The sequence below is a fragment of the Thermus scotoductus DSM 8553 genome, from assembly GCF_000381045.1.
Taxonomy (GTDB): domain Bacteria; phylum Deinococcota; class Deinococci; order Deinococcales; family Thermaceae; genus Thermus; species Thermus scotoductus.
This window is the reverse complement of record NZ_KB905737.1, coordinates 53,937-66,838: the sequence shown is the minus strand read 5'-3', so window position 1 is coordinate 66,838 and position 12,902 is coordinate 53,937. Positions and strand designations below refer to the sequence as shown.

General features: G+C 64.8%; 10 protein-coding genes and 1 other annotated feature. Of the genes, 3 read left to right on the top strand and 7 right to left on the bottom strand.

All coding sequences use genetic code 11. The annotated features are described in order from the left end of the window. Nucleotides 1-232 precede the first annotated feature (232 nt). Nucleotides 233-1,549, top strand: coding sequence for an asparagine--tRNA ligase (gene asnS, locus F604_RS0105065; protein WP_019550690.1), 1,317 nt, complete (start codon nt 233-235; stop codon nt 1,547-1,549). Between the two features lie 156 nt (nt 1,550-1,705). Here the strand turns inward: asnS and pdxT are convergent, their stop codons facing one another. From pdxT to fsa, 7 genes are all read right to left on the bottom strand, one after another. Next, nucleotides 1,706-2,284, bottom strand: a complete 579-nt coding sequence (gene pdxT, locus F604_RS0105060; RefSeq protein WP_026328983.1) for a pyridoxal 5'-phosphate synthase glutaminase subunit PdxT — start codon at nt 2,282-2,284, stop codon at nt 1,706-1,708. Nucleotides 2,285-2,416: 132 nt separating this feature from the next. After that, nucleotides 2,417-4,471 carry a heavy metal translocating P-type ATPase gene (locus tag F604_RS0105050; protein ID WP_019550688.1) on the bottom strand — a complete coding sequence of 685 codons (2,055 nt, stop codon included), beginning with the start codon at nt 4,469-4,471 and terminating at the stop codon, nt 2,417-2,419. A 31-nt stretch (nt 4,472-4,502) separates the two neighbouring features. Beyond that, nucleotides 4,503-4,865: an ArsR/SmtB family transcription factor gene (locus F604_RS0105045; RefSeq protein ID WP_019550687.1), complete on the bottom strand. Its 363-nt coding sequence runs from the start codon at nt 4,863-4,865 to the stop codon at nt 4,503-4,505. 1 nt (nt 4,866) lies between these two features. Then, complete coding sequence (gene pdxS, locus F604_RS0105040; protein ID WP_026328982.1) at nt 4,867-5,748, bottom strand: pyridoxal 5'-phosphate synthase lyase subunit PdxS; 882 nt, start codon at nt 5,746-5,748, stop codon at nt 4,867-4,869. A gap of 89 nt (nt 5,749-5,837) precedes the next feature. After that, nucleotides 5,838-7,067 carry a M23 family metallopeptidase gene (locus tag F604_RS0105035; protein WP_019550685.1) on the bottom strand — a complete coding sequence of 410 codons (1,230 nt, stop codon included), beginning with the start codon at nt 7,065-7,067 and terminating at the stop codon, nt 5,838-5,840. 120 nt (nt 7,068-7,187) lie between these two features. After that, nucleotides 7,188-8,471, bottom strand: coding sequence for a transcription termination factor Rho (rho, locus tag F604_RS0105030; RefSeq protein ID WP_019550684.1), 1,284 nt, complete (start codon nt 8,469-8,471; stop codon nt 7,188-7,190). Next, nucleotides 8,468-9,139 carry a fructose-6-phosphate aldolase gene (gene fsa, locus F604_RS0105025; RefSeq protein ID WP_019550683.1) on the bottom strand — a complete coding sequence of 224 codons (672 nt, stop codon included), beginning with the start codon at nt 9,137-9,139 and terminating at the stop codon, nt 8,468-8,470. Before fsa ends, rho begins: the two co-directional genes overlap by 4 nt. Nucleotides 9,140-9,278: 139 nt before the next feature. Next, nucleotides 9,279-9,516 (top strand) — a binding site (T-box leader). 34 nt (nt 9,517-9,550) lie between these two features. Here fsa and ileS point away from each other — a divergent pair. Then, nucleotides 9,551-12,682: an isoleucine--tRNA ligase gene (gene ileS / locus F604_RS0105015; RefSeq protein ID WP_019550681.1), complete on the top strand. Its 3,132-nt coding sequence runs from the start codon at nt 9,551-9,553 to the stop codon at nt 12,680-12,682. A 79-nt stretch (nt 12,683-12,761) separates the two neighbouring features. Next, the gene (locus F604_RS13430) at nt 12,762-12,884 is read left to right on the top strand and encodes a hypothetical protein (RefSeq protein WP_015717445.1); all 123 of its coding nucleotides are present in this window, start codon (nt 12,762-12,764) and stop codon (nt 12,882-12,884) included. Nucleotides 12,885-12,902 lie beyond the last annotated feature (18 nt).

The window sequence follows — 12,902 nt, the reverse complement described above, 5'->3', positions numbered from 1 at the left end:
GGTACAATGTTCTTGGGGACAAAGTTCCCCGTGGACCTTGAAACTTGGAGTAGGGGGTTCCATCGGGTAGTCCGATGGGTAAAACTCCAAACGAACCCCCGTGGCAGAGCCAGAAGCATTGCGCTCGCCTGCCGATACGGAGTCAAGGTCTTTCTGGGCCTGGACGGGGCCTTCGGGAGCAATCCCGAGAAGCCCTGGACTTTAGTCCGGGGAGTCGTCACGATAGAAGGGTATGCGGGTCTTTATTGATGAGATCGCCAAATACGAGGGCCAGGAGGTGGAGCTAAGGGGCTGGCTCTATCAGAAGCGCTCCAAGGGCAAGATCCACTTCCTCATCCTTCGGGACGGCACCGGCTTTATCCAGGCCACCCTTTTCAAGGGGGAGGTACCGGAGGAGATCTTTGAGAAGGCGGATCACCTACCCCAGGAGACCGCCCTGAGGGTCTTCGGCCTGGTGCGGCGGGACGAACGGGCTCCCGGGGGCTTTGAACTTTCCGTGAGGAACCTCGAGGTGGTGAGCCTTCCCCAGGGGGAGTATCCCATCGGTCCTAAGGAGCACGGCATCGACTTCCTCATGGACCACCGCCATCTGTGGCTCCGCCACCGCCGCCCCTTTGCGGTGATGCGCATCCGGGACGAGCTGGAAAGGGCCATCCACGACTTCTTCGCCGAGCGGGGGTTCCTAAGGTTTGACGCCCCCATCCTCACCCCCAGCGCCGTGGAAGGCACCACCGACCTCTTCGAGGTGGACCTCTTTGACGGGGAAAAGGCCTACCTCTCCCAGTCGGGCCAGCTTTACGCCGAAGCCGGGGCCTTGGCCTTCGGCAAGGTCTACACCTTCGGCCCCACCTTTCGGGCGGAAAGGAGCAAAACCCGCCGCCACCTCCTGGAGTTCTGGATGATCGAGCCCGAGGTGGCCTTCATGACCCACGAGGAGAACATGGCCCTACAGGAGGAGCTTTTGCGCTATCTGGTGGGCCGGGTGCTCACGCGAAGGACCAAGGAGCTGGAAATGCTGGAACGCGATCCCAAGGCCCTGGAGCCTGCCGCGGAGGGCCGCTATCCCCGTCTGACCTACAAGGAGGCTGTGGCTTTGGTGAACCAGCTTGCGGAGAAGGACCCCGAGGTGCCGCCCCTGCCCTACGGGGAGGACTTCGGCGCCCCCCATGAGGCCGCCCTCAGCCGCCAGTTTGACCGCCCGGTCTTCATCGAGCGCTACCCTGCCCGGATCAAGGCCTTTTACATGGAACCCGACCCCGAGGACCCGGAGCTGGTCCTAAACAACGACCTCCTGGCCCCCGAGGGCTACGGGGAGATCATCGGGGGTAGCCAGAGAATCCACGACCTGGAACTTCTACGCAGGAAAATCCAGGAGTTCGGCCTCCCGGAGGAGGTCTACGACTGGTATCTGGACCTGAGGCGCTTTGGCAGCGTGCCCCACTCGGGTTTCGGATTGGGCCTCGAGCGCACCGTGGCCTGGATCTGCGGCCTTAACCACGTGCGGGAGGCCATCCCCTTCCCCAGGATGTACACCCGCATGCGCCCCTAGGTTCGGCATAGCGGAACACACCCCCTGGCTCTTGACAGCCACGGGGGTTTTGTGTTCTCCAGCGCTACCCTTCCTGTTGCTGCAACTTGCAGGGCTTATCCTGGCGATGCTCTTCCCTGGGCTCGCCACCTGGCTACCCAGCCTGGTTTACGGGCACTAGGCCCCGGCCAGTTCCAAGAAGTAGCGGTGAACCCTTAGGTCCTGGGTAAGCTCGGGGTGGAAGCTGCTGGCGAGAACCTTCCCCTGCCGCACCAAGACGGGGAAGCCGGAAAGCTCGGCCAGCACCTCCACCCCCTCCCCCAGGCGGCGAAAGAGGGGGGCGCGGATGAAGACCCCGTGGAAGGGCTCGGAAAAGCCCCGGATGAAGAGGTCCTCTTCAAAGCTCTCCACCTGGCGGCCAAAAGCGTTCCGCTCCACCGCCACGTCCAAGACACCCAGGCGGGGTTGCTCGGGGTAGCCTAGGATCTCCCGGGCAAGCCATATGGCCCCGGCGCAGGTGCCAAAAACCGCCAGGCTCCCCTCCGCCACCCGTTGCCGCACGGCCTCCTCGAGGCCATACTCCCGGGCCAGCTTGCCGATGGTGGTGGACTCGCCCCCAGGCACGATGAGGGCTTTTAGGCCCTCTAAGTGCTCGGGCTTGCGCACCTCCTTGGCCTCCACCCCAAGCCGCCTGAGGGCCTCCTTGTGCTCGCGGAAATCCCCCTGTAAGGCCAAAACGCCAACCACGCCCCTCATCCTGGACTTAGGCTCCCGCCCTGTCAAGGGAAGCCCCCCGCCAGAAGGGAAGCGGAGGGCACCCCCACCTTGGCCTCACTCGCAAGGAACTGCTCCAGAAGCCTGGGATACCTGCGCCTGGGCATGGGTCAACTATACTCTGCTCCTCAGGAGGCGCAAGCTGTTCGCCGTCACCAGCACCAAAGCCCCGCTGTCGGCCAAGACGGCGGGCCAAAGCCCCGTAAGCCCCAGGAGGGTGCTCAGGAGGAAAACCCCCTTAAGGCCCACCGCCAGGGCGATGTTTTGCCGCACCACGGCCATGGTCATGCGGCTTAAGCGGAAGGCCCGGGGCAAGGCGGCAAGGCTCAGAAGCCCCACGTCTGCACTCTGCAGGGCCACTTCCGTGCCCTCGGCCACGGCAAGCCCTACCGTGGCCTTGGCCAGGGCTGGGGCGTCGTTCACCCCATCCCCCACCATGGCCACGCCACCCCTACCTTCCATCTCCTCCACCAGGCGGAGCTTGTCCACGGGAGAAAGGCCAGCCCGGATTTCCTCAGGAAAAAGCCCTATGGCCGTGCCCAAAGCCAAAGCAGAGGTCTCCCGGTCGCCGGTAAGCAGGAGGGGCTTAAGGCCCAGTCGGCGCAGTTCGGCCAAGACTTCCCGGGCCTCGAGGCGGGGGGTATCCTGGAAGGCCAAGAGGGCCAAGGGAACCCCCTCCCTAACCAAGAGGGAAAGGCTGAAGCCTTCCTCCGCCAAGGCCTTCACCTGGGCCTCTACTTCCGGGGGCAGGTCCCAGGCCTCGGGCCGCACCAAACCCACCTCCTTCCCCTCCACCCGAGCGAAGGCCCCGAGGCCCGGCACCGCCCGATGCTCCTCCGAGGGCAAGGCCTTGGGGCCCGAAGCCTCCCGCACCGCCCGGGCTAAGGGGTGGGAGGAACCCTCCGCCACCCCCTTCGCCAGGGCCAAGGCCTCCTCCGCCGAAACCCCAAAGGTAACCACCCGCACCAGCGTGGGCTTTCCCAGGGTCAGGGTTCCCGTCTTGTCCAAAGCCACGTAGCGAACCCCAGCCAAGCGCTCCAGGGCCGCCCCGCTCTTAAAGAGCACCCCCGCCCTGGCTCCCCGGGCCACCCCTGCGGCGATGGCCGCAGGCACCGACACCACCAGAGCGCAGGGACAGGCGATGAGGATAAGGGCCAAGGCCTTGTAGACATGCCCCAGGAAATCCCCCCGGAAAAGGGGAAGGACCAGGGCCACGAAGCCTGCCAGGGCCAGGACCGCCGGGGTGTAGCGGCGGCTAAAGGCATCCACCACCCGCTCCGCCTGGCTCTTCTTAAGCAAGGCCTCCTCCGCCAGGCGTTCCATCTCCGCCAGGAAGCCCTCCTCGGGAAGGCGCTCCACCTTTACCACCAAGCTCCCCTCCTGCACCAGACTGCCCCCGTAAACCCGGTCCCCTATCCCCTTGGGCCTAGGCAAGGGCTCCCCGGTGAAGGCGGCCTCCTCCACGGAAGCCTGTCCAGACACCACCACCCCGTCGGCCGGTACCCGCTCCCCCGGGGGCACCCTCACCAGGTCCCCCACCCTCAAGGCCTTAAGGGGCACCTCCTCCACCCCACCCTCCTTCAGGCGGTAGGCCCGCCTGGGAAGAAGCTCGGAAAGGGCGTAAAGGGACCTGCGGGCCTGGGCCACGCTATAAGCCTCCAGCACCTCCCCCACCAGGAAGAGGAAGACCACCACCGCCGCCTCGGCCTCCGCCCCGATGACCAAGGCCCCAAGGGTGGCCAGCGTGACCAGACTCTGCATGCTAAAGGGGTTTTGCCGGAACGCAGCCACCGCACGACGAGCCAGGGGGAAAACCCCCACCAAGGCCGCCAGCCGATAGCCCCAAGGGGCTAGGCCGGGGAGGAAGAGCGAAGCCAAAAAGGCCGCCAGGAGAAGCCCTCCGGAAACCAAGGCCCAGCGCCAGGGTCCCAAAACACCCCTGGTCGTGTCCCCTTCAGGCTTCAAACGGTAGCCCAGGGCGGAAACCACCCTTTCCGCCTCCTTCTCCGCCCCGGGAACCTCGAGGTGCAGATAGGCCTTACCGCTGGCAAAGCTGACCTGGGCCTGCACCACTCCAGGCACCTCGGAAAGGGCTTTCTCCACCTTTAAGGCGCAGTCGGCGCAGTCCAAACCCTCCACCCGGAACACGCGAACCCTGTGAGCATCCATGCCCCCAGGGTAGCATCATTTGAGTAGCTAGTCAAGTGTTCTCTTCCGCGTGCTCCAAAGCCCCCTCAAGAAGCCGTTCCACGTGCTCGTCCGCCAAGCGGTAGTAGACCCGCTTTCCCTCTCTCCGGAAGGCCACCAGCCTTGCCTGGCGCAGAAGCCTGAGCTGATGGCTCACCGCAGAAACCGAAACCCCAGCGAGGAGGGCTAGATCGCACACGCAAAGCTCCCCCGCCGTCTTCAAGGCCAGAAGAAGCCGCATCCGGGTGGGGTCGGCCAAAGCCTTAAGGAGGAGGGCGGCTTCCCCCAGCACCGCCTCCTCGGGCAAGGCCGCGCGCGCCTTCTCCACCCGCTCAGGGTGGATCTCGTAAACCCCGCAGACCGCCCGCGACGCCATCTCACCAGCCCCGTTTGGCCAGGCGCTCCTCTTCCTTAAGCTGGTCCAGGTTGATGCCCACCATGGGCTCGCCCAGGTCCTCGGAAACCTCGGCCAGCACCTCAGGATCGTTGTAGTGGGTCACCGCCCGCACGATGGCCCGGGCCCGCTTCTTGGGGTCCCCGGACTTGAAGATGCCGCTACCTACGAAAACCCCGTCCATGCCCAGGTGCATCATGAGGGCCGCGTCCGCTGGGGTAGCGATGCCCCCGGCGGCGAAGTTCACCACGGGGAGCCGGCCGTGGTGGTGGACCCACCGGACCAGCTCCAAGGGGGCCCCGATCTCCTTGGCGTAGGCCACGAGCTCGTCCTCCCTTAGGGACTGGACGTAGCGAATCTGCTTCCACATGGTGCGGGCGTGGCGCACCGCCTCCACCACGTTGCCCGTGCCCGCCTCCCCTTTGGTGCGGATCATGGCCGCTCCTTCGGCGATGCGCCTTAAGGCCTCCCCCAGGTCCCGGGCCCCGTTCACGAAGGGCACCTTGAACTTCCACTTGTCGATGTGGTGCTCCTCATCCGCAGGGGTGAGGACCTCGGACTCGTCGATGAAGTCCACCCCCAGGGCCTCGAGGATCATGGCCTCCACGAAGTGGCCGATCCGCACCTTGGCCATCACGGGAATGGAAACCGCGGCCATGATCTCCTTGATGACCTTGGGGTCGGACATGCGGGCCACCCCACCCTGGGCCCGGATGTCGGCGGGGACCCTCTCCAGGGCCATCACCGCCACTGCCCCCGCCTCCTCGGCGATCACCGCCTGCTCGGGGGTGGTCACATCCATGATCACCCCGCCCTTGAACATCTCGGCGAAGCCCGTCTTGATCTGAAAGGTTCCCTTCTCCATCCCGTCCTCCATCCTCCAGCTTACCGCCCACCGGGTCAAGCCAAAAGAAGCCGGGGGCCCAAAGGCCCCCGGGGGGCACTAAAACTTACTCAAGGCAAATAAGCCAAGGGGTTACGGACCACCCCACCCACCCTCACCTCAAAGTGCAGGTGGGGCCCGGTGGACCAGCCGGTGGAGCCCACGTAGCCGATCACCTGCCCGGCCTCCACCCACTGGCCGGCCCGCACGGCGATGCGCGACATGTGGGCGTAAAGGGTTTCCACCCCGCCCCCGTGGTCCAACACCACATGGAAGCCATAGCCCACGGAGCTCCAACCCGCCACCTCCACCTGCCCCGCCTTGGCCGCCACGATGGGGGTGCCGTACGCTGCAGCTAGGTCAATCCCCGTGTGGAAGCGCTGAAAGACTCCCCGTTGGCCGAAATAGGTGGTGATGCGAAAGCCCGAAAGAGGCCAGCGCATGGCCCCTTCCTGGTAGCTCACCCGGCGCACCTGGGGCCGCTGGGTCTGGGCCTGCTGCACCTGCCGGGCACGTTGCTGGGCCAAGGCCTGCTGCACCTGCCGGGCACGTTGCTGGGCCAAGGCCTGCTGCCTCCTCCTCTCCTCCGCCAGACGCCTAAGCTCCTCCTGGCGCCGGCGCTCCGCCTCGAGGCGGGCCCTTCGCTCCTCCTCCTGCTTGGCGAGAAGCCGCTCATAGGTGGTCTTGGCCTGGATACCGGGGAGGAGGACCAGGTCCCCGGGCCTGAGCTCCGCGGGGTCCTGGATGCCGTTGGCCCGGGCCACCGCCACTGGGGAGAGGCCGAAACGAGCCGCCAGGTCCACCAGGGTCTGCCCCTCGGGCAGGGATACCACCAAGCCCTTAGCCTTTCTTGGAATGTACAGGACGCTCCCCGCCACCAGCCGGTCCAAGCTCTCTAAGGAAGGGTTGGCGGAAACCAGTTCCAGAACGCTTACCCCATAACGGCTGGCCAGACTTTGCAAGGTATCCCCAGGGCGTACCCGGTAGGCCTCCACCCCTGGGGGCACCCTGGGGGGACGGTCCTCCACCGCCACCAAGGGGATGAGAAGCCTTTGCCCCACCTGCAAGCGATCGCCTTGCAGGTTGCTGGACCACATGATGTGCCGGGGATCCACCCCGTAACGAGCGGCAATCCCCGCCAGGGTATCCCCGGGCTTCACCTCATAGACCACCCATCCCTTTTTGACCGCCTGGCCCACCTCCACCGTGTTCGCGGGAAGAGGAAGGGGGCTAAGAGCAGGCAGCTTGGCGAAGGCCAAAGAGGAAACCAAGAGCCATAAACTTCCCCATACTCCCCGCACTGCTCACCTCCCAAACCCCACCAAAACCTCGCGGGGATTATACCAGGACCAAGCGGGGAAAAGGCAAGGGGCAAAAGGCCTTGGGGGGCGGGCTTTCCGCCCCCCAAGGGAAAATCCCGCCTAACGGGCGGCCAAGGACGCCAGAAACTCCTTGTTGTTCTTGGTGCGCCCCAGGCGGGCCAAAAGCATCTCCATGGCCTCCGCCGGGTCCATATCCGCCAGGACCTTCCTGAGAAGCCACATCTTGTGCACCACCTCCTCGCCCAAGAGGAGCTCCTCCCGACGGGTCCCGGACTTCAGGATGTCGATGGCCGGGAAGATGCGGCGCTCCTCGAGGCGGCGGGAAAGGTGGAGCTCCATGTTGCCCGTCCCCTTGAACTCCTCAAAGATCACGTCGTCCATGCGGCTTCCCGTTTCCACCAGGGCCGTGGCCAGGATGGTGAGGCTACCTCCACCCCGGATGTTGCGGGCCGCTCCCAGGAAGCGCTTGGGGAAGTACAGGGCAGCGGAGTCCAAACCGCCCGACAGGGTACGGCCCGTGGGCGGGGTTACCAGGTTGTTGGCCCGGGCCAGGCGGGTGATGGAGTCCAGGAGGATCATCGCGTGCCCCCCCTCCTCCACGATGCGCTTGGCCCTCTCATGGACGAACTCCGCCACCCGGATATGGTTCTGGGGAGGTTCGTCAAAGGTGCTGGCGATGACCTCGGCTCCCTGGACGCTTTCCCGGAAGTCCGTGACCTCCTCGGGGCGCTCGTCTATGAGCAAAACGATCACCTTGATGTCGGGTTCGTTCTTCAGGACCGCATTGGCGATCTTCTTGAGGAGGGTGGTCTTGCCCGCCTTGGGCGGGGCCACGATGAGCCCCCGCTGCCCCCGGCCGATGGGGGCCAGCAGGTCGATCACCCGGGTGGAAAGCTCGTCGGGGGTGGTTTCCAGCTTGATCTGCCGGTCGGGGAACTGGGGGATGAGCTCGTCAAAGCGGGGCCGGTTCTTGGCGGCCTCGGGATCCAGGTCGTTCACCGCCTCCACCTTGAGGAGGGTGCCGTAGCGTTCGTTTTCCCGGGGAGGCCGCACCCGGCCCACGATGTAGTCCCCGCTCCTCAAGGCATACTGCCGGATGAGACCCGCAGAGACGATGGCCACACGGGATTCCAGGTTGTACAGGTTCTCGGTAATGAACCCGTACCCATCCGGGCTGATCTCCAGGTACCCCTTGACCAGCTGCAGGCCCTCACCCTGGGTCTGCCGCTCCAGGAGGGCCATGATGAGCTGGTCCTTCTTCATGCGCTTGTAGTTCTCGATCCCCGCCTCCTGGGCCAGGAGGTGCAGCTCCGGCAGAATCTTGGCCGAAAGCTCCTGGTAAGTGAGGGGCGCTTCCTGTTGAACTTCCATTTTCCTTCTCATGGCTTGACCTTCTCCCAATCCTCCATAAAGCGCTTAAGACCGATGTCCGTGAGGGGATGCCTCAGGAGCTGCTTGAACACCGCATAGGGCATGGTGGCGATGTCCGCCCCCAGAAGGGCGGCCTCCGTCACATGGCGGGGGTGACGGATGGAGGCAGCGATGACCTTGACCGGCAGGTTCTGGACCTGGATCAGCTCCACGATCTCCCGCAAAAGCTCTCCCCCGTCCCAGGAGATATCGTCCACCCGGCCCAGGAAGGGGGAAACGTAGGCCGCCCCTGCCCGGGCCGCCAGAAGAGCCTGGTTGGCGGAAAAGATCAAGGTCATGTTCACCTTCACCCCCTGGGTGGAAAGGCGCTTGCAGGCCTTCAGGCCCTCCTCGGTGGTGGGCAGCTTGACCACGATGTGGGGGTGGATGGCGGCAAGCCGCAGGCCCTCCTCCACCATGGCCCCTGCCTCCAGCGCGGTCACCTCCGCCGACACAGGTCCCTTCGCCACCTCACATATGGCCCGTAGGTGAGCGAACAGAACCTCCTCGGTCAGCTTTGTTCCTCGGCCCGCATACTCCTTGGCCACCAGGGTGGGGTTGGTGGTCACCCCAGAGAGCACCCCCCAGGCAGCGATCTCCCGTATCTCCTCCAAGTTGGCGGTATCCAAGTACAGCTCCATGGACGCTCCTTTTGCGCGGAAGGGGAACCGGCTTAGCCTGAGTCTAGCAGACCCGATGGGGGCGTTGTCAAGCCGGGGGAAAGGCTGCTAGCATGGGCTTAGCCGCCAACGGGGGATTTTACCCCAGGAGGCGGGAGCTGTAAAGGCGAGGATGGGGAGAGTACCCCTTTCCAATAGCCTAGAGCGAGCCGGGGAGGGTGGAAGCCCGGTGGTGAGGAAAGGCGGGAAGATCACCCCGGAGCCGCGGGAGGAAAGGGGCTAAGGGCCTCGAGTAATGCCCGCCGGGTGCGCCCGTGATCGCGCGCAAATGAGGGCCTGGAGGCTATCTCCAGGAAGCGCGGTGGTACCGCGGAAGCCCTTGCGCTTTCGTCCGCGCCCAAAGGGCGCGGACGTTTCTTTAGGGAGGAGCGTATGTTCAAGGAGGTCGGCGAACCCAACTTTCCCAGGCTGGAAGAGGAGGTTCTGGAGTTTTGGCAGCGGGAGAGGATCTTTGAGAAAAGCGTGGAAAACCGTAAAGGGAGGCCCCGCTATACCATTTACGAAGGCCCCCCCACCGCCAACGGCATGCCCCACGTGGGCCATGCCCAGGCCCGAAGCTACAAGGACCTTTTCCCCCGGTACAAGACCATGCGGGGCTATTACGTACCCCGCCGGGCCGGCTGGGACACCCACGGCCTCCCCGTGGAACTGGAGGTGGAGAAGAAGCTGGGGCTAAAGAGCAAACGGGAGATCGAGGCCTACGGCATCGAGCGTTTCAACCAGGCCTGCCGGGAGTCGGTGTTCACCTACGAGAAGGAGTGGGAGGCCTTCACCGAGCGCATCGCCTACTGGGTGGATCTCAAGAACGCCTACGCCACCCTGCACCCCACCTATGTGGAAAGCATCTGGTGGAGCCTGAAGAACCTCTTCGACCGGGGGCTCCTCTACCGGGACCACAAGGTGGTGCCCTACTGTCCCCGGTGCGGCACGCCTCTTTCCTCCCACGAGCTCTCCTTGGGGTACAAGGAGATCACCGATCCCTCGGTTTATGTACGCCTTCCCCTTAAGGAACCGGAAAAACTGGGCCTGAAGCAGGCTAACCTCCTCATCTGGACCACCACCCCCTGGACCCTCCCCGGGAACGTGGCCGCGGCGGTGCACCCCGAGTACACCTATGGGGCCTTTGCCGTGGGGGAGGAGGCGGTGATCATCGAGGAAACCCTGGGGCGCAGGCTCCTCGGCGAGGAAACCCCCATTCTCAGGACCTTTTCGGGTAAGGAACTGGAGGGCCTGGCCTACGACCCCCGTTACCCCCAGGCCCTGGAGAAGGGGTACCTCGTGGTCCTGGCCGAGTACGTGAGCCGGGAGGACGGCACGGGCATCGTCCACCAGGCCCCCGCCTTCGGGGCCGAGGACCTCGAAACGGCCAGGGCCTACGGCCTTCCCCTCCTCAAGACGGTGGACGAGGAGGGGAGACTCCTGGTGGAGCCCTTTAAGGGCCTCTTCTTCCGCGAGGCCAACCGGGCCATTCTGAAAGACCTCCGTTCCCGGGGGCTTCTTTTCAAGGAGGAAAGCTATCTCCACAGCTACCCCCACTGCTGGCGGTGCTCCACCCCCCTCATGTACTACGCCACGGAAACCTGGTTCATCAAAAACACCCTCTTCAAAGAGGAACTCATCCGCAAAAACCAGGAGATCAACTGGGTCCCGCCCCACATCAAGGAGGGACGCTACGGGGAGTGGCTCAGGAACCTGGTGGACTGGGCCCTAAGCCGCAACCGCTACTGGGGCACGCCCCTTCCCATCTGGGTGTGCGCCACCTGCGGGAAGGAGGAGGCCATCGGCAGCATCCAAGAACTAAGGGAAAGGGCCACCCATCCCCTTCCCGAGCCCTTTGACCCCCACCGCCCCTACGTGGACGCCGTGGAGCTCCGCTGCTCCTGCGGGGGCACCATGCGCCGGGTGCCCTACGTGATCGACGTGTGGTACGACTCCGGGGCCATGCCCTTTGCCTCCTTGCACTACCCCTTTGAGAACCAGGAGGAGTTTAAGGAGGCCTTCCCCGCGGACTTCATTGCGGAAGGCATCGACCAGACCCGGGGCTGGTTCAACTCCCTGCACCAGCTTGGGGTGATGCTCTTCGGCTCCATCGCTTTCAAAAACGTCATCTGCCACGGCCTCATCCTGGACGAAAAGGGCCAGAAGATGAGCAAGTCCAAGGGGAACGTGGTGGACCCCTGGGACATCATCCGGGAGTTTGGGGCGGATGCCCTCAGGTGGTACATCTACATCTCCGCTCCCCCGGAGGCGGACCGCCGCTTCGGACCCAACCTGGTACGGGAAACGGTGCGGGACTACTTCCTCACCCTCTGGAATGTGTATAGCTTCTTCGTCACCTACGCCAACCTGGACCAGCCAGACCTTAAGAACCCGCCTCCCGTGGAGAAGCGGCCCGAGCTGGACCGCTGGCTTCTTGCCCGGCTCCAGGATCTGATTCAGAGGGTGACGGAGGCCCTCGAGGCCTACGACCCCACCCAAAGCAGCCGGGCCCTGCGGGACTTCGTGGTGGAGGACCTCTCCCAGTGGTACGTGCGCCGGGGCCGCAGGCGCTACTGGAAAAACGAGGATCCCCTGGACCGGGAGTCCGCCTACGCCACCTTGTACCAGGCCCTGGTCACCATCAGCCAGCTCTCCGCCCCCTTCACCCCCTTCCTGGCCGAGGTGCTTTGGCAGAACCTGGTGCGCTCGGTAAGCCCCGAGGCCCCCCTTTCCGTGCACCTTTCCGACTGGCCCGAGGTGGACCCCCATCTGGTGGACGAGGAGCTGGTGGCCAAGATGCGGGCGGTGCTCAAGGTGGTGGACCTGGCCCGTTCGGTGCGGGCCAGAAGCGGGATCAAGACCCGCATCCCCCTTCCCCTTCTCCTCATCACCGCTCCCACCGCCCTCGAGCGGGAGGGCCTGAGGCACTTCGCCTCCGAGATCGCCGAGGAGCTCAATGTGAAGGAAGTGCGGGTCTTGGAACCAGGGGAAGAGGTGCTCCGCTACCGGGTCCTGCCCAACCTGAAGCTCCTCGGCAAGAAGTACGGCAAGCTTCTTCCCAGGATCCGCGAGGCCCTGGAAAAGGAGGCCTCGAGGGTGGCTAGCCTGGTCCTGAAGGGGGAAAGGGTGCCCCTGCGTTTGGAGGACCAGGAGGTGGTCCTGGAGCCGGAGGAAGTGCTCCTCGAGGCCCAGGCCCCCGAGGGGTACCAGGCCCTGGAAAAGGAGGGGTACGTGGCCGCCCTGGAGGTGCGGGTCACGGAGGAGCTAAGGCTTGAGGGCTTGGCCCGGGACTTGATCCGCCACCTGCAACAGACCCGCAAGGAGATGGGCCTCAAGGTTTCCGACCGCATCCGGGTGGGCTACGAGGCGGAAGGCGCCTACCTGGAAGCCCTGAAACGGCACGGCAGCTGGATCGCCGAGGAGGTCCTGGCCTTAGAGTTTGCTGAAGGCCTCTTCCCCGGCCACACCACCCTCCTGGAGGACGAGGAAGGCCGGGTGCGCTTCAGCTTGGCCAAGCTAGAATAGAGGCCAGCCCGCCCGAAAAGCCCTCAGCCTCGAGGCCTACCTGAAGCTGGAGGAGAAAAGCCCCATCCGCCATCACCTGGTGGAGGGAAACCAGTGGACCTACCTCCGCCTGGGGCCAGGGGAGAAGCTTCCTCTCCCCTGGCCCACCCTGGAGTTGGCCGTGGACGACCTCTACCGGGGCGTGAATCTAGAAGAGGGTTAACGGGTGGTATAGTAGGCC